The sequence below is a fragment of the Streptomyces sp. DS1-CR2 genome (genome assembly GCF_055760475.1).
The window spans coordinates 6,158,077-6,173,572 of the sequence record NZ_CM147085.1; the positions used below are offsets into that span (position 1 = coordinate 6,158,077).

Below are 15,496 nucleotides of genomic sequence, written 5' to 3' on the forward strand. Positions count from 1 at the left end.
GCCGGACCCGGAAGCGTAAATCAAACAGAACCCTCGCAGGGGGTTGCTTTTTGATGGCCTATGGTGTAATTGGCAGCACGACGGTTTCTGGTTCCGTTAGTCTAGGTTCGAGTCCTGGTAGGCCAGCTCGCAGAGCTTATCTGCATCGCGGATTCCAGATTCGCAAAGCCCCCGTTGTGTAGCGGCCTAGCACGCTGCCCTCTCAAGGCAGTAGCGCCGGTTCGAATCCGGTCGGGGGTACAGATCCTTCCCAGGGGGACAGTCCGGGTCGCACCCGCTGTTTCTCATGCAGGATCGCTAGGGCCCCCGTTGTGTAGCGGCCTAGCACGCCGCCCTCTCAAGGCGGTAGCGCCGGTTCGAATCCGGTCGGGGGTACTGATCGGGCCATCCAGGCCTGGATCTCATTGGGCTATGGTGTAATTGGCAACACGACGGTTTCTGGTTCCGTTGTTCTAGGTTCGAGTCCTGGTAGCCCAGCTGGATCGTGTGGCATCACAAGATCCTTGCCCCCGTTGTGTAGCGGCCTAGCACGCCGCCCTCTCAAGGCGGTAGCGCCGGTTCGAATCCGGTCGGGGGTACAAGACAGCAAGAGGCCCTCCCCAGCAGGGGAGGGCCTCTTCGTGTTACCCGGAGCGTGTGCCCGTGAAGTCCAGCCGAGTCTCAACTCGGGCCGGTCGCTGCGGCGTTGAAGCGGCCGGCCCGAGGGGGAGCGGTGTGGTGGAGGAGGGTCAGCCGGTGCGGCGCAGGGCCTCGGAGAGGCGGCCCGCCGCGTCGATGACGGCCTGCGCGTGCATCCGGCCCGGGTGGCGCGTCAGGCGCTCGATCGGTCCGGAGACCGAGACCGCCGCGACGACGCGGTTCGAGGGGCCGCGCACCGGCGCGGAGACGGACGCGACGCCCGGCTCCCGCTCGCCGATCGACTGGGCCCAGCCGCGGCGCCGTACGCCCGACAGGGCGGTCGCCGTGAAGCGGGCGCCCTGGAGGCCGCGGTGAAGGCGCTCGGGCTCCTCCCAGGCCATCAGGATCTGCGCCGACGAGCCCGCCTTCATCGTGAGCGTGGAGCCCACGGGGACGGTGTCCCGCAGGCCCGACAGGCGCTCGGCGGCCGCGACGCAGATACGCATGTCGCCCTGTCGGCGATAGAGCTGCGCGCTCTCGCCCGTCACGTCGCGTAGGTGGGTGAGTACCGGGCCCGCCGTCGCGAGCAGGCGGTCCTCGCCCGCCGCCGCGGCCAGCTCGGCCATGCGCGGGCCGAGGATGAAACGGCCCTGCATGTCACGCGCCACCATGCGGTGGTGTTCCAGTGCCACGGCGAGACGGTGAGCCGTGGGTCTTGCCAGTCCGGTCGCCGCGACCAGCCCCGCGAGGGTGGCCGGACCGGACTCCAGGGCGCTGAGAACAAGGGCCGCCTTGTCCAGAACGCCGACGCCGCTAGAGTTGTCCATGCGTCGATACTCGCGTCTCACTCTGTGAAACGCAAGTTCAATTTCCCGTGAAACTTGACACCCTGTACGTACAGCGGCCCGCAGACCAACGGGCCGGGACGTTCACGTCCGGTACGAGGGGTACGGACGTCGGCGACCACGATCTCTAGTTGGGCCGGCTCACGATGCCGGCCGGAGGGAAAGCGATGGGTAGGACACTCGCGGAGAAGGTCTGGGACGACCACGTCGTCCGGCGCGCCGAGGGCGAGCCCGACCTCCTCTTCATCGATCTGCACCTGCTGCACGAGGTGACCAGCCCGCAGGCCTTCGACGGCCTGCGCCAGACCGGTCGCCAGGTGCGGCGCCTCGACCTCACCATCGCCACCGAGGATCACAACACCCCGACCCTCGATATCGACAAGCCGATCGCGGACCCGGTCTCGCGCGCCCAGCTGGAGACGCTGCGCAAGAACTGTGCCGACTTCGGTGTGCGCCTGCACTCGCTGGGTGACGTCGAGCAGGGAGTCGTGCACGTCGTCGGCCCCCAGCTGGGCCTGACCCAGCCGGGCACCACGGTCGTCTGCGGCGACTCCCACACGTCCACGCACGGCGCGTTCGGCGCGCTGGCCTTCGGTATCGGCACCTCTCAGGTCGAGCACGTCCTGGCGACCCAGACGCTGCCGCTGGCCCGTCCCCGCACGATGGCCATCACCGTCGACGGCGAGCTGCCCGAGGGCGTCACCGCCAAGGACCTGATCCTCGCCATCATCGCGAAGATCGGTACGGGCGGCGGCCAGGGCTACATCCTGGAGTACCGCGGCTCCGCCATCGAGAAGCTCTCGATGGAAGCCCGCATGACCATCTGCAACATGTCGATCGAGGCCGGTGCCCGCGCGGGCATGATCGCCCCCGACGAGACCACCTTCGCCTACCTCGAGGGCCGTGCGCACGCGCCCGAGGGCGAGGACTGGGACGCAGCGGTTGCGTACTGGAAGACGCTGAAGTCGGACGACGACGCGGAATTCGACGCCGAGGTCGTCATCGACGCCGCGGCGCTGTCGCCGTTCGTCACCTGGGGCACCAACCCCGGCCAGGGCTCACCCCTGTCGGCGCACGTCCCCGACCCTGCTTCGTACGAGGACGCTTCGGAGCGCCACGCCGCCGAAAAGGCCCTGGAATACATGGGGTTGACCGCCGGGCAGCCGCTGCGCGACGTCAAGGTCGACACCGTCTTCGTAGGTTCGTGCACCAACGGCCGCATCGAGGACCTGCGCGCCGTCGCCGAGATCGTCGGTGGCCGCAAAGTCGCCGACGGCGTACGGATGCTGGTCGTTCCCGGCTCCGCGCGGGTGGGTCTGCAGGCCGTCTCCGAGGGCCTGGACAAGGTCTTCAAGGAGGCCGGCGCCGAATGGCGGCACGCGGGCTGCTCGATGTGCCTGGGCATGAACCCCGACCAACTCGCCCCCGGCGAGCGCTCCGCGTCCACCTCGAACCGCAACTTCGAGGGCCGGCAGGGCAAGGGTGGCCGTACCCACCTGGTCTCGCCCCAGGTCGCCGCAGCCACCGCCGTGCTCGGCCATCTGGCCTCTCCGGCCGACCTGTCCGACACTGACGCCCGTACGCCCGCTGGAGTCTGATCAGCCATGGAAGCATTCACCACGCACACCGGCCGGGCCGTACCGCTGCGCCGCAGCAACGTCGACACCGACCAGATCATCCCCGCCCACTGGCTCAAGAAGGTCACCAGGGACGGTTTTGAGGACGGGCTCTTCGAGGCCTGGCGCAAGGACCCCGAGTTCGTGCTGAACAAGGCCGAACGCGAGGGCGCCACGGTCCTGGTGGCAGGTCCCGACTTCGGCACCGGATCCTCCCGCGAGCACGCGGTGTGGGCGCTGCAGAACTACGGTTTCAAGGCCGTCATCTCCTCGCGGTTCGCCGACATCTTCCGCGGCAATTCGCTCAAGAACGGCCTGCTCACGGTGGTGCTCGACCAGAAGGTCGTGGACGCGCTGCAGAGCCTCGTGGAGAACGACCCCCAGGCCGAGATCACGGTCGACCTTCAGGCGCGTGAAGTACGGGCCGAGGGCGTCACCGCCGCCTTCGAACTCGACGAGAACGCGCGCTGGCGGCTGCTGAACGGCCTGGACGACATCAGCATCACGCTCCAGAACGAGGGCGACATCGCGGACTACGAGTCCAAGCGTCCGTCGTTCAAGCCGCAGACCGTGCAGATCTGAACTCTGCAAGGCTGATTCCGGCCATCGCAACAAGCATCTGTACCCCCAATCGTGGACGGTTGGGGGTACAGCTGTGTCCGGCCTCCGGCCGCTCGCCAAGTGTCGTTCCGGGGGTCTCAACTCGCCTTGCGTTCAAGGGAGTTCACGACGTACGTGCGACCCGTGGCGCTCGTGCGCGCATGCCCCGCGAAGGGGTCCAGGAGCCCCGCCAGGGACGGCAGTTACCCCCTGCGGAGGCGACAACTCGCCCCAGATGGCACAATCTGTGCATGGAACACGACGGCCAACTCCAGCTCTATGCGGCGGTCGCGGACCAACTCAAGGAAGCGCACTCCAGAGTGCGCGCACTGCAAGTCCCGGAGGGCGTACGGATGGCGCTGACCCGGAAGCTGCTGGTCATTACGGCCGCGGCCAAGCACGATCTCGCCGGTGCGGCAAGGCGACTGGACCGATTCATGGTGGACCTCGACGAGGGTCGATTCCCACAAGAGGACCACTGAAGAACTTCGAGACAGCCCGAGTTCGTTGCGGCACAAGGGTGATTAGCCCGTTTCGTGTTTGATTTGCGGTATATATCTGCCTAACGTGCGAAAAAGCCGGACTGGATACGTTCCGGCAATGTCTCCGAAGGGGAAGACGTGAACAAGGCGCAGCTCGTAGAAGCGATTGCCGACAAGGTCGGCGGCCGTCAGCAGGCCGCGGACGCCGTCGACGCGGTCCTGGACGCCCTCGTCCGTGCCGTCGTCAGCGGGGACCGGGTCTCGGTCACCGGCTTCGGCTCGTTCGAGAAGGTCGACCGCCCGGCCCGTTACGCGCGCAACCCGCAGACGGGCGAGCGCGTGCGGGTCAAGAAGACCTCCGTTCCGCGTTTCCGTGCCGGTCAGGGCTTCAAGGACCTCGTCGCGGGCTCGAAGAAGCTCCCGAAGAACGACGTGGCCGTGAAGAAGGCGCCCAAGGGCAGCCTGACCGGCGGCGCTTCGGCGACGGTCAAGAAGGCCGCGGCCAAGAAGGCCACGACCGCCAAGAAGGCGGCGGCGAAGAAGACCACCGCCAAGAAGGTCACCGCCAAGAAGACGACGGCGAAGAAGACCACGGCGGCGGCGAAGAAGACCACCGCCAAGAAGGCCGCGGCCACGGCGAAGAAGACCACCGCCAAGAAGGCCGCCCCGGCGAAGACCGCCGCGAAGAAGGCCACGGCGAAGAAGACGGCGCCCGCCAAGAAGGCCGCGGCCAAGAAGGCGCCCGCCAAGAAGTCCACTGCGCGCAAGACGACCGCCAAGAAGACCACCGCCCGCAAGAAGTAAGGGCGACGGCCTCAAGGGCCCCTCACGCGCCGGGCCGGGCTCCCCTAGGGGAGCCCGGCCCGCGGTGTTTCGCGAAGGCCCAGTTCGTGCGAAGGCCCAGTTCAGAAGGGGTTCAGAGCGTCTGCAGCGTCACCAGGGTGATGCGCCGCGCCTCGCCCTCACCCTCGACCTCGATACGGACCCGCTGCCCGGGGCGCAGCAGCCGGAGGCCGCCCGCGTCGAACGCCGGGGCGTCGAAGGGCAGGGGGGTGCCGTCGTCGAGCAGCACGCTGCCGGAGCGGGAGTCGGAGTCGTATGTGTACGCGGTGGCCTGCATGCAGGCAGCGTACTCAGTCCGGGATCAGCAGCCCGGCGGCCGCCCCCGCGGTGCGCGGGCCGACGCCGAGCGACAGCGCCGCCCGCAGGTCCTCGCCGGTGTCCACGTCCTGGCGGACGGAATCGACACCCGTCAGCGGGAGTTCCACCGCGCCGGAGGCGGCATGACGGGCTCGGGACGCGGTGCCGAATGCCGGGCGCAATTCATTGCCGGGACCCGCACTGAGAAGAGTCGTCCCGATTCCCGCCCTATCGGGGAGAAATGCGCGGGGAAATAGCGCGGCCTCCGCGAGAACCCGGGACAATTCCGCCGACCGCAGAGCCGGCAGATCGGCGTTGAGCGCCGCGACGGCCGCGTCCGGGCGCCGGGCCCGCGCCGCCGCCGCACCGTGCGCCAGGGCGGCGTTCAGGCCCGCTCCCGGGGCATCGGGGACGATCAGGGCACCCAGGGCGGCCAACTCCCTCCCGGCAAGCTCGTCGTCCGTGACTACCACCACATCCCGCACCCCGGCCGAGGCGGTCGCGGCGGCCACGGTGTCCTGCGCAAACGCGAGCGCGAGTCCGGGACGCACCCCGTCACCCGCCGTGGGCGCCAGCCTGCTCTTGGCCCGCACCAGGGGTTTCAGCGGGATCACCAGGGTCCACTGCACGTGAGGTCCGTCCCTTCTGGTCGCGCTCATTGTGGCCCGGCGCGTGAGGTGGGCATAAACGTGCGGGCGTACGGTGTTCTCGACAGACCGGCGGCCCGGGGCGACACTTGTGCGGCTGACCAGGTCCGAGAGGGCCTTCAAAGGTCCATAGAGGAAGGTGTCCGAGTGTCCCGCCGCAGAATCGGCTTCTGGTACCGCCTGGCGGCGGTCATCGCTAAACCGCCGCTCGTGGTTCTGATCAAGCGGGACTGGCGCGGAATGGAGAACATTCCGGCCGAAGGCGGCTTTATTACCGCGGTGAACCACAATTCGCATCTGGACCCGTTCGCGTACGCGCACTTCCAGTACAACACCGGACGCGTTCCGCGATTCCTCGCCAAGCACGGGCTCTTCAAGAAGGGGTTCATCGGCGCCATCATGCGCGGCACCGGACAGATCCCCGTCTACCGCGAGACCACGAATGCGCTCAGCGCGTTCCGTGCCGCCATCGACGCCGTCGAGCGCGGGGAGTGCGTCGCCTTCTACCCCGAGGGCACCCTCACCCGCGATCCGGACCTGTGGCCCATGACCGCCAAGACGGGCGTCGCGCGCGTGGCACTGCAGACCAAGTGCCCCGTGATTCCCGTCGCCCAGTGGGGCGCCAACCTCGTGCTCGCGCCATACGCGAAGAAGCCCGACCTGCTGCCGCGCAAGACGCACCACGTCCTCGCCGGACCGCCGGTCGACCTGGAGCGCTTCTACGACAAGGAGATGACCCCGGAACTCCTCAAGGAGGCAACCGAGGTCATCATGACGGCGATCACCGGACTGCTCGGTGAACTGCGCGGCGAGCAGCCCCCGCAGCGGCGTTACGACCCCCGTGAGGCGCGCATCGCGCAGCGCCGTAAGGCCGCCGAGGTCAACACCCTTACGGAACAGGCCGGTTCGCCGGTCATCGAGCACGGAAGTCCTGAGGAGAGCAAGTGACCCCACCCGTCAAGGCAGCCGTCTTCGGAACCGGCTCCTGGGGTACGGCCTTCGCCATGGTGCTCGCCGACGCGGGGTGCGACGTCACCCTGTGGGCGCGCAGGCCCGAACTCGCCGAAGCGGTCAACTCCACGCGTACGAACCCCGATTACCTCCCCGGCGTCGAACTCCCGGGCAGCATCAGGGCCACCGCGGACGCCGCACAAGCCGCGGACGGCGCCGAGTTCACGGTGCTCGCCGTGCCCTCGCAGACGCTGCGCGCCAACCTCGCCGAGTGGACGCCGCTGCTCGCGCCCGGCACGGTCCTCGTCTCCCTCATGAAGGGTGTCGAACTCGGCTCCGCGATGCGGATGAGCGAGGTCATCGAGGACGTCACCAAGGTCGGCGAGGACCGCATCGCGATCGTCACGGGCCCCAACCTCGCCCGGGAGATCGCCGCCCGGATGCCCGCCGCCGCCGTCGTCGCCTGCCGCGACGAATCGGTTGCGCAGCGCCTCCAGACCGCCTGCCACACGCCGTACTTCCGGCCGTACACGAACACCGACGTGATCGGCTGCGAGCTCGGCGGAGCCGTGAAGAACGTCATCGGGCTCGCCGTCGGCATCGCCGACGGCATGGGCCTCGGCGACAACGCGAAGGGCTCGCTCATCACGCGCGGGCTCGCCGAGACCACCCGGCTCGGCCTCGCGATGGGTGCCGACCCGCTCACCTTCTCCGGGCTCGCGGGCCTCGGCGACCTCGTCGCCACCTGCTCCTCGCCCCTGTCGCGCAACCACACCTTCGGCACCAACCTGGGCAAGGGCATGACCCTCCAGGAGACCATCGCGGTCACCAAGCAGACCGCCGAGGGTGTCAAGTCCTGTGAGTCGGTGCTCGACCTGGCACGCCGGCACGGCGTCGACATGCCGATCACCGAAACCGTCGTCGGCATCGTGCACGAGGGGAAGTCCCCGGTCGTCGCCCTGAAGGAGATGATGTCGCGCAGCGCCAAGCCCGAACGGCGCTGACGCGGGGCTCGCCGGACGCTGACTCCGCTGCTACCAGCAGGTACGCTCAACGCGATATGAGCAGCGAGAACCTTCCCCAGAGCAGCCGCCCGTCGGGCCAGAAGCCCCGTGTGGCCGTCGTCTTCGGCGGTCGCAGCTCCGAGCACGGCGTTTCCGTCGTCACCGCAGGCGCCGTACTGCGGGCCATCGACCGCACCAAGTACGACGTGCTGCCGATCGGCATCACGCGGGAGGGACGTTGGGCGCTGACGGCCGACGATCCCGATCGGATGGCCATCACCGACCGCAAGGTGCCGGACGTCGCCGCCCTCGCCGAGTCCGCCGAGGGCGGGGTCGTGCTGCCCGTCGACCCGTCGAGCCGCGAGGTCGTCTACACGGAGCCCGGCTCCGTGCCCAAGGTCCTCGGCGACGTCGACGTCGTGTTCCCCGTCCTGCACGGCCCGTACGGCGAGGACGGCACCATCCAGGGCCTGCTCGACCTGTCCGGGACGCCGTACGTCGGCTGTGGCGTCCTGTCCTCGGCCGTCGGCCAGGACAAGGACTACATGAAGCGGGTGTTCACCTCGTTCGGGCTGAAGGTCGGCCCCTACCTGGTGATCCGGCCGCGCGAGTGGGAGAGCGACCGGGAAGGGTCGCGGCGCCGCATCGCGGACTTCGTCGGCGAGCAGGGCTGGCCGCTGTTCATCAAGCCCGCGCGCGCGGGTTCGTCGATCGGCATCACCAAGGTCGACTCCTTCGAGGGCCTCGACGAGGCGATCGAGGAGGCCCGCAGCCACGACCCGAAGATCATCGTGGAGGCGGCGCTCGTCGGCCGCGAGATCGAGTGCGGAGTCCTGGAGTTCGAGGACGGGCCGCGCGCGAGCGTGCCGGCCGAGATCCCGCCGGTCCAGGCCCACGACTTCTACGACTTCGAGGCCAAGTACATCGACTCGGCGTCCGGCATCGTGCCCGCGCCGCTCACCGACGAGCAGACGGCCGAGGTGCAGCGGCTCGCGGTCGAGGCGTTCGACGCGGCGTCCTGCGAGGGCCTCGTGCGCGCCGACTTCTTCCTCACCGAGGACGGCGAGTTCGTGATCAACGAGATCAACACGCTGCCCGGCTTCACCCCGATCTCCATGTACCCGCGCATGTGGCAGGAGAGCGGGGTGAGCTACCCGGAGCTGGTGGACCGCCTCATCCAGGCGGCGCTGAACCGCTCCACGGGACTGCGCTAGCCCCGTAGCGAAGCACGCACGTCAGTCGGCGATCCCTTCGGGGATCGCCTTCTTGACGGGACCGGCGAAGTCGACCAGGGGCGAGGCCCCCTCGGCAGCCAGCTCCTTGGGCAGGGTGACCTCCACGTAGGCGACCCGCAGCGTCGTCGTGAGCACCTGCGTGCCGTCGTCGCGCTTCTCGTACGCCCAGCCCACGCCGTTCACCTTCACCGGCAGGGCCTGGGGGTCGTCCATCAGCGCGGGCCGTTCGACACCGCAGCGCAGTATGATCGCCGGATCTCCCCACCCCGCGGTCAGCTCGGACCGCGGAGAGGGGTCGTTCCTTCCGTGCCCGTCCACCGTGTCCGGAAGCCTTTTGTGCAGGTTGCGGCACAGGTCGGTGACCTTGGCGTCAGGGGTGGGAACCGCTGCGTGCGCCGTGTCGTCTGCTGAGAAGCAGCCCGAGACGGCGAGCAGCAGGGCCAGGGCGGGGAGCCCGGTGGCAAGACGGGGCCGGTGGCGGAAGAACTTCACCGGCCAAGGTTAGACGGGGGCTACAAGTGCACGACCGGGCAGGTCAGGGTGCGGGTGATGCCGTCCACTTGCTGGACCTTGGCGACCACCATGCGGCCCAGCTCATCGACTGTGTCGGCCTGCGCGCGCACGATGACATCGTAGGGACCTGTCACGTCCTCGGCCTGGATCACCCCCGGGATCTTGCCGATCAGCTCGGCTACGGTCGACGCCTTGCCGACTTCGGTCTGAATCAGGATGTACGCCTGTACCACGGAACCTCCAGGGCGGCCACGAGGATCATGTGGGGAGAAGGGACGCCACGGTATCGCGTCGCTGCTCGCCGCGGGGAGACCTGCGGTGGCTGTGGCGTACACACTGCGACTTACGGACGGCGGGCACCGGTCAACCGGACGGTCCCGCCCACGACAATGACCGTACCGATGACAGAGACGGCTCGCGACCGCAAGCGGACCGGGGCAGAAGGGGCAGTACGCGCATGAAGGGCACCGTCGGCGAGCTGGGCGAGTTCGGGCTCATCCGAGAGCTCACCTCCCGGCTCACCACCACCCCGGCCGTACGACTCGGCCCGGGCGACGACGCGGCCGTGGTGGCCGCGCCGGACCGCAGGGTCGTCGTGAGCACGGACATCCTCCTCGAGGGGCGGCACTTCCGCCGCGACTGGTCCACGGCCTACGACGTCGGGCGCAAGGCGGCCGCGCAGAACCTCGCGGACATCGCCGCCATGGGCGCCGTCCCGACCGCGCTCCTGCTCGGCCTCGTGGTCCCGGCCGAACTCCCCGCCAGCTGGCCGAACGAGCTGATGGACGGCCTGCGCGACGAGTGCCAGGTCGCGGGCGCTGCGGTCGTCGGAGGCGATGTCGTTCGCGGTGACACCATCACCGTCGCGATCACCGCGCTCGGCGACATGCGCAACCACGAGCCGGTCACGCGCGCCGGCGCACAGCCCGGCGACGTCGTCGCGGTGACCGGCTGGCTCGGCTGGTCCGCGGCCGGGCACGCGGTCCTCTCGCGCGGCTTCCGCTCGCCCCGCGCCTTCGTCGAGGCCCACCGCCGGCCCGAACCGCCGTACCACGCGGGCCCCGCGGCCGCCGGGCTCGGCGCCACCGCTATGTGCGACGTCAGCGACGGCCTCATCGCCGACCTGGGGCACATCGCGGAGGCCAGCAAGGTCCGTATCGACATCAAGTCCGGCAAGGTCGACGTGCCTTCGCAGATGAACGACATCGGGCAGGCCGTCGGAGTCGACCCCATCCAGTGGGTGCTCACCGGGGGAGAGGACCACGCGATCGTGGCCACCTTCCCGCCGGACGTGAAGCTGCCCGCACGCTGGAAGGTGATCGGCGAGGTCCTCAACCCGTCGGCGCTGCCCCAGGTGACGGTCGACGGCGCGCCCTGGACGAACAAGGGCGGCTGGGACCACTTCGGGGACATCGAGGCCTGACGGGCTCACCGGCTGCGCACGACGGCGGCCGGTGCGTCCAGCAGGGCCGGGTAGTCCTTCAGGTCGAGTGCGGTCGCGGCCTTCTCCGTCAGGCGCTTGAAGAACCCGGCCATCAGGCGGGAGCTGAGCAGCCGGTACATCCGGTCGCGGCTGCGGATCTTCCGCTCGGTGGGCGGGGCGAAGAAGGGGCCCGCGTTGCCCGAGATCTTCTGGCAGCCCTTCGCGAAGTCCCCGATCTGCGCCTCGTAGGCGGCGAACGCGGTGCGGTGATCACCGCCGGACAGCGCCAGTTCACCGGCCAGGACGTACGCGCCGACGATCGCGACGCCGGTGCCCATGCCGCCCATCGTGGCGCCGTACCCGGCGTCGCCGAGCAGGACCACGCGGCCCTTGGTGAGCCGGTCGACGTGGATCTGCGCGATGGCGTCGAAGTACAGGTCGTCCGCGTCCTCCAGCGCCTTGAGGACCCGCGGCGCCTCCCAGCCCATCCCCGCGAACCGCTCCGCGAGGATCCGCTTCTGCTGGTCCACGTCCCTGCGGTCGTGGTCGAGGGGCTCGGAGCGGAACACCAGGAGCGCGCCCGCACGGTCCGGGTCACCGTCGTAGTTGCTGACGGAGACCGCCCGGCCCGGGTCGCTGTACAGCCAGCCGGTGCGGTCGAGGCCCAGGTGGTTGGGGATGCCGAAGCCGGCCACGTAGTGGTCGAGGAAGCGCAGGTACCGCGACTCGTCGCCGAACACGAGACGGCGGGTGGGGGAGTGCAGTCCGTCGGCCGCCACGACGAGGTCGAAGCGGCGGGGCGCCGCGCGCTCGAAGGTGACGTCGACCCCGTCGTCGTCCTGGGTCAGGGTGGCGATCGAGTCACCGAAGACGTACTCCACAGAGTCCCTGCTGTGCTCGTGCAAGATGCGGGAGAGGTCGCCGCGGAAGATCTCCACGTCGCCGCTCATCAGTTCCGCCGGCAGATCGAGGCGCGGGGTGCCGTCGGCGTCGACGACCGTCTGGCGGCCCATGTGGGTCTGGCGCGCGTGGATGTCGGCGTGAATGCCGAGCGCGGTCAGGACCGTGCGGTGCACCCAGCCGCGGAAGTCGACGGCGAATCCGCCATCGCGCAGGGCGGGGGCCTTCTCGACGACGGTGACACGGGCTCCGTGCAGGGACAGGGCGAGGGCGACGGCGGGACCGGCGACGCTGGCGCCGGAGACCAGGACGTCGAGGTGGGACAGTCGGGTCGATGCGTACGCGGTGTGTGTGGTCTTCATGTCCCCGAGCGTCGCGGGCACCCCTGACCGCCCGCTTACCGTCGGCTGACCGCCGCTGACCGCATCGCCCGGCCCTCTTCGAACGCCTTCTCGTACGTCTCCGTAGTGAGCGCCGCACGGACCCGCGCCTCTACGGGGGCGACGTCCGGGTCCCCGGCGAGCGCGCGGCCGCGCAGGCCCGCACCGGCCCCGAGCAGCACCGCGGCCTCGCGCGGATCCTGCGCCACGGAGGCCAACGCCTCGGCCGTATCCGCGAGTTCGAGTCCACGCGTAGGGCCGTCGCAGAGCGCGAGGCCCTGCTCGAACCAGTCGCGGGCCTCGTCGGGCCGGGACGCGGCGAGGGCGGAGCGGCCCAGACCGATGAGGGTCCGCACGGTCTCGCCGACGCTGAACCAGTTCGCTGCGCACAGTTCGAGAGCCGCCTCGTAGTGCACGCGCGCGTGCTCCGTGTCCCCGCCGATCCGCGCCACATCGCCGAGCCCGCGCCGCGCGCTCGCCACCTTGTCGGGGACGGCCGCCGTACGCGCCATCGCGGCAGAGCGCGTGAAGTGGTCGGCGGCGTCCCGGAGTTGGCCCTGATGCAGCAGCACGTACGCGCGCCGGTGCAGCAGATCGGCGGTCTCCTCAGGGGCTTGAAGCGCGGCCACGTGCGCGAGACCCTCGTCAAGGAGCGCCAGGGCCCGCTCCCGGTCGCCGCGCCAGTCCGCGAACATGCCCAGCGGATCAAGGCAGTTGGCCATGCCCCACCGGTCCCCGGTCGCCCGGAAGCCGTCGAGCGCCCGCTCGAAATGCTCCTGCGACGTGACGGGGCGCCCCGCGAACCACTCCTGGAAGCCCAGGCCGACATCGAGCAGCGCGAGCCCCCAGGGCGCCTCGCCGACCTGCCGGCGCACCCGCTCCTGGACGGCGTGCTGCGGCCCGTACGCCACCGACCACAGGACCACCACGAACGGCCGCCGCAGCGCGTGGTCACGGGATGCGAGCACGGCCTCCGCGCGCGCCAGGCGCTCCGGTTCACGCGGGTCGTTGCCCTCGCCCGTGACCGTGTTGATCACGCACAGGACGTACTCCTCGGCAAGGTCCTGCGGCGGCTCGTCCCCGAGCGCCGCGAGCAGCTCGCGCGCCAGCGGCACATGCGCGCCGTGCAGCCCGCGCAGCCGCCAGAACCAGGACAGGTCCGCCATCAGCCGCAGCGCCGCATGCGGGTCCGCGCACACGAGATGGCGCAGGGCCGCCGACAGGTTGTCCTGCTCGGCCCCGAGCGCGGCCAGCCGCGGCAGCTGCCCGCCGCCGCGCAGATACGGCTCCGTCTGCGCCGCCAGTCCCTGAAAGTACGCGGCGTGCGCGTCCCGCAGCCGCGGCAGCTCCCCCTCGGCGGCCAGGTGCTCCGCGCAGAACGCGCGGATGGTCTGAAGCATCCGGTAGCGCCCGCCGGCCGCCTCCAGGAAGGACTTCTCCGTGAGCGAGGCCAGCAGGTCCTCCGGGTACGGCACCCCGCACACGGCCTCGACCGCGGCGAGCGTCGCGCCCCCGGACGACCCTCCGGCGAACACGGCCATCCGCCGCGCGAGATCCCGCTCCTCCTCGTCGAGCAGCTCCCAGCTCCACTCGACGACCGCGCGCAGCGTGCGATGCCGGGGCGCCTTGGTCCGGTCGCCGCGGGACAGCAGCCGGAAGCGGTCACCGAGGCGGGCTGCGAGTTCGTCCACGGTGAGCGTCCGCAGCCTGGCCGCGGCGAGTTCGATCGCCAGCGGCAGCCCGTCGAGGGCCTCGCAGATCCCGTGAACGGCCTCCACGCGCGCGTGCAGATCGGCATCGGGCCGTACTGCGGCCGCCCGGTCCATGAAAAGGCGCGCGGCGGGACCGGCCGCGAGTGGCGGCACCGGGCACAGTGCCTCACCGGTGATGCCGAGCGCCTCCCGGCTCGTGGCGAGGATCCGCAGCCCTGGGCACGCGCCGAGCAGCACGACCGCGGTGCGGGCCGCGTCGTCGACGAGATGCTCGCAGTTGTCGAGCACGAGCAGCACGTCGCGCCCCTCCAGCGCGTCGATCAGCCGCGCGACCGGATCCCCCTGAGGCCCCCGGAACCCCTCACGCATCCCAAGCGCCGTGAGCAGCGCGTACGGCATCTGCTCCCCGTCGGCGAGGGGCGCCAGCTCGGCCCAGCACACGTCGGCTCGCTCCCGCGCGGCCTCGGCCGCGAGCCGGGTCTTGCCCGCCCCGCCGGGACCCGTCAGCGTCACGAGCCGGGACCCCGCGAGCAGCGCGTCGATCCGGGAGAGTTCGTCCGTCCGCCCGACGAATCGGGTCAGCTGCGCGGGAACGCCCCGCCCGCGCGCGGGTTCCCGCCCCCGAAGGAGTTCCAGATGCAGCGCCGAGAGCTCCGCCGACGGATCGGCGCCCAGCTCGTCGGCGAGGACGCGGCGCACCTCCTCGTACACGGCGAGCGCCTCGGCCGGCCGCCCGTCCGCGTGGAGGGCGCGCATCAACTGACCGTAGAGACGCTCGCTGAGGGGGTGTGCGGCGATCAGGTCCCGCAGCTCAGGGACGAGACCGCCACCCGAGCCGAGCGCGAGTTCCGCCTCGATACGGGTCTGGGCGGCGGTGAGCCTGATCTCGTGGAGACGGCTGCCGAAGGCGGCGGGGAGATCGGCGAGCGCGGATCCGCGCCAGAGCCCGAGCGCCTCCCCGAGGAGTGCGGACGCCAGGGAAGGGTCCCCGGACGAGAGCGACCGCTCGCCCTCGGCGGCCAGCCGCTCGAAGCGGTGCACGTCCACGTCGTCCGGGCGGACGGCCAGCCGGTAGCCCGCCGGGGTCGCCTCGATATCGAGACAGAGCCGCTTGCGCAGCCGTGAGACCTGGGACTGGAGCGCGTTCGCGGCGCCGGCCGGGGGCTCGTCCCCGTACAGGCCGTCGATCAGGCGCGCGGCGGGAACGGTCCGGCCCGCCTCCAGGAGCAGCAGCGTCAGCAGCGCGCGCGGACGCGGACCGCCGGGGTCCAGCGGGGTGCCGTCGGGGGCGCGTACGTCGAGGGGGCCGAGGATGCCGAAGCGCATTGGGCCGATTGTGGCAGCCGGGACACTTCCCGACATGAAGAGCGGGGACTCTTCCCGACATAAAGAGCCCGGACTCTTCACGATAATGAGCCCGGACTCTTCAC

General features: G+C 70.4%; 15 protein-coding genes and 5 tRNA genes. 13 read left to right on the forward strand and 7 right to left on the reverse strand.

Going from position 1 to position 15,496, the window contains the following annotated elements:
* Positions 1 to 54: 54 nt before the first annotated feature.
* The 5 genes from ACY0PA_RS29350 (at position 55) to ACY0PA_RS29370 (ending at position 578) form a co-directional block, all read left to right on the forward strand.
* Positions 55 to 126 (forward strand) — tRNA-Gln (locus tag ACY0PA_RS29350).
* Between the two features lie 41 nt (positions 127 to 167).
* Positions 168 to 240, forward strand: a tRNA-Glu gene (locus tag ACY0PA_RS29355).
* A 62-nt stretch (positions 241 to 302) separates the two neighbouring features.
* Positions 303 to 375: transfer RNA gene (locus ACY0PA_RS29360), tRNA-Glu, on the forward strand.
* A 30-nt stretch (positions 376 to 405) separates the two neighbouring features.
* A tRNA-Gln gene (locus ACY0PA_RS29365) sits at positions 406 to 477 on the forward strand.
* Between the two features lie 28 nt (positions 478 to 505).
* A tRNA-Glu gene (locus tag ACY0PA_RS29370) sits at positions 506 to 578 on the forward strand.
* Positions 579 to 728: 150 nt separating this feature from the next.
* Here the strand turns inward: ACY0PA_RS29370 and ndgR are convergent.
* Positions 729 to 1,445 (reverse strand): IclR family transcriptional regulator NdgR, encoded by a 717-nt coding sequence (gene ndgR, locus ACY0PA_RS29375; protein WP_100595026.1) that lies wholly within the window; start codon positions 1,443 to 1,445, stop codon positions 729 to 731.
* A 185-nt stretch (positions 1,446 to 1,630) separates the two neighbouring features.
* On the opposite strand from ndgR, the gene leuC reads away from it, so the two are divergent.
* The 4 genes from leuC (at position 1,631) to ACY0PA_RS29395 (ending at position 4,965) form a co-directional block, all read left to right on the forward strand.
* Positions 1,631 to 3,061, forward strand: coding sequence for a 3-isopropylmalate dehydratase large subunit (gene leuC / locus ACY0PA_RS29380; RefSeq protein ID WP_473080552.1), 1,431 nt, complete (start codon positions 1,631 to 1,633; stop codon positions 3,059 to 3,061).
* 6 nt (positions 3,062 to 3,067) lie between these two features.
* Positions 3,068 to 3,661, forward strand: a complete 594-nt coding sequence (gene leuD / locus ACY0PA_RS29385) for a 3-isopropylmalate dehydratase small subunit (RefSeq protein WP_454406925.1) — start codon at positions 3,068 to 3,070, stop codon at positions 3,659 to 3,661.
* A 269-nt stretch (positions 3,662 to 3,930) separates the two neighbouring features.
* On the forward strand, positions 3,931 to 4,161 hold the full coding sequence (locus ACY0PA_RS29390) for an SCO5555 family protein (protein WP_454406924.1): 231 nt from the start codon (positions 3,931 to 3,933) through the stop codon (positions 4,159 to 4,161).
* Positions 4,162 to 4,299: 138 nt separating this feature from the next.
* Positions 4,300 to 4,965: an HU family DNA-binding protein gene (locus tag ACY0PA_RS29395; RefSeq protein ID WP_473080553.1), complete on the forward strand. Its 666-nt coding sequence runs from the start codon at positions 4,300 to 4,302 to the stop codon at positions 4,963 to 4,965.
* A gap of 112 nt (positions 4,966 to 5,077) precedes the next feature.
* On the opposite strand, the gene ACY0PA_RS29400 is transcribed toward ACY0PA_RS29395, so the two are convergent.
* Complete coding sequence (locus ACY0PA_RS29400) at positions 5,078 to 5,281, reverse strand: hypothetical protein (protein WP_473080554.1); 204 nt, start codon at positions 5,279 to 5,281, stop codon at positions 5,078 to 5,080.
* A 13-nt stretch (positions 5,282 to 5,294) separates the two neighbouring features.
* The gene (cofC, locus tag ACY0PA_RS29405; RefSeq protein WP_473080555.1) at positions 5,295 to 5,930 is read right to left on the reverse strand and encodes a 2-phospho-L-lactate guanylyltransferase; all 636 of its coding nucleotides are present in this window, start codon (positions 5,928 to 5,930) and stop codon (positions 5,295 to 5,297) included.
* Positions 5,931 to 6,095: 165 nt separating this feature from the next.
* Here cofC and ACY0PA_RS29410 point away from each other — a divergent pair, with 165 nt between their 5' ends.
* Genes ACY0PA_RS29410 through ACY0PA_RS29420 form a run of 3 tightly spaced genes read left to right on the forward strand, consistent with a single transcriptional unit; the run spans position 6,096 to position 9,117 of the window.
* The gene (locus ACY0PA_RS29410; protein ID WP_473080556.1) at positions 6,096 to 6,896 is read left to right on the forward strand and encodes a lysophospholipid acyltransferase family protein; all 801 of its coding nucleotides are present in this window, start codon (positions 6,096 to 6,098) and stop codon (positions 6,894 to 6,896) included.
* Entirely contained in the window at positions 6,893 to 7,903 is a 1,011-nt protein-coding gene (locus ACY0PA_RS29415) for an NAD(P)H-dependent glycerol-3-phosphate dehydrogenase (RefSeq protein ID WP_473080557.1), read from the forward strand. The genes ACY0PA_RS29410 and ACY0PA_RS29415 overlap by 4 nt, the downstream gene beginning before the upstream one ends.
* Before the next feature lie 56 nt (positions 7,904 to 7,959).
* A complete protein-coding gene (locus ACY0PA_RS29420; protein WP_473080558.1) occupies positions 7,960 to 9,117 on the forward strand; it encodes a D-alanine--D-alanine ligase family protein in 1,158 nt (385 codons plus the stop codon).
* 21 nt (positions 9,118 to 9,138) lie between these two features.
* Here the strand turns inward: ACY0PA_RS29420 and ACY0PA_RS29425 are convergent, their stop codons facing one another.
* Both ACY0PA_RS29425 and ACY0PA_RS29430 read right to left on the reverse strand, forming a co-directional pair.
* Positions 9,139 to 9,630 (reverse strand): DUF3515 domain-containing protein, encoded by a 492-nt coding sequence (locus tag ACY0PA_RS29425; protein ID WP_473080559.1) that lies wholly within the window; start codon positions 9,628 to 9,630, stop codon positions 9,139 to 9,141.
* A gap of 20 nt (positions 9,631 to 9,650) precedes the next feature.
* Positions 9,651 to 9,884, reverse strand: a complete 234-nt coding sequence (locus ACY0PA_RS29430) for an Lrp/AsnC family transcriptional regulator (protein WP_016642988.1) — start codon at positions 9,882 to 9,884, stop codon at positions 9,651 to 9,653.
* A gap of 224 nt (positions 9,885 to 10,108) precedes the next feature.
* Between ACY0PA_RS29430 and ACY0PA_RS29435 the strand changes: the two genes are divergently transcribed.
* Positions 10,109 to 11,074 carry a thiamine-phosphate kinase gene (locus ACY0PA_RS29435; protein ID WP_100595034.1) on the forward strand — a complete coding sequence of 322 codons (966 nt, stop codon included), beginning with the start codon at positions 10,109 to 10,111 and terminating at the stop codon, positions 11,072 to 11,074.
* Positions 11,075 to 11,079: 5 nt separating this feature from the next.
* Here ACY0PA_RS29435 and ACY0PA_RS29440 read toward each other — a convergent pair whose 3' ends face one another.
* Entirely contained in the window at positions 11,080 to 12,336 is a 1,257-nt protein-coding gene (locus ACY0PA_RS29440; protein ID WP_473080560.1) for an FAD-dependent monooxygenase, read from the reverse strand.
* A 35-nt stretch (positions 12,337 to 12,371) separates the two neighbouring features.
* Positions 12,372 to 15,392, reverse strand: a complete 3,021-nt coding sequence (locus ACY0PA_RS29445; RefSeq protein ID WP_473080561.1) for an AfsR/SARP family transcriptional regulator — start codon at positions 15,390 to 15,392, stop codon at positions 12,372 to 12,374.
* Between the last annotated feature and the right edge of the window lie 104 nt (positions 15,393 to 15,496).

Excerpts from the sequence above, each read along its gene's own strand:
- leuD (WP_454406925.1), top strand. The coding sequence starts at position 3,068 with ATGGAAGCATTCACCACGCACACCGGCCGGGCCGTACCGCTGCGCCGC.
- ACY0PA_RS29400 (WP_473080554.1), bottom strand. The coding sequence starts at position 5,281 with ATGCAGGCCACCGCGTACACATACGACTCCGACTCCCGCTCCGGCAGC.
- ACY0PA_RS29445 (WP_473080561.1), bottom strand. The coding sequence starts at position 15,392 with ATGCGCTTCGGCATCCTCGGCCCCCTCGACGTACGCGCCCCCGACGGC.
- ACY0PA_RS29390 (WP_454406924.1), top strand. The coding sequence starts at position 3,931 with ATGGAACACGACGGCCAACTCCAGCTCTATGCGGCGGTCGCGGACCAA.
- leuC (WP_473080552.1), top strand. The coding sequence starts at position 1,631 with ATGGGTAGGACACTCGCGGAGAAGGTCTGGGACGACCACGTCGTCCGG.
- ACY0PA_RS29435 (WP_100595034.1), top strand. The coding sequence starts at position 10,109 with ATGAAGGGCACCGTCGGCGAGCTGGGCGAGTTCGGGCTCATCCGAGAG.
- ACY0PA_RS29420 (WP_473080558.1), top strand. The coding sequence starts at position 7,960 with ATGAGCAGCGAGAACCTTCCCCAGAGCAGCCGCCCGTCGGGCCAGAAG.
- ndgR (WP_100595026.1), bottom strand. The coding sequence starts at position 1,445 with ATGGACAACTCTAGCGGCGTCGGCGTTCTGGACAAGGCGGCCCTTGTT.
- ACY0PA_RS29440 (WP_473080560.1), bottom strand. The coding sequence starts at position 12,336 with ATGAAGACCACACACACCGCGTACGCATCGACCCGACTGTCCCACCTC.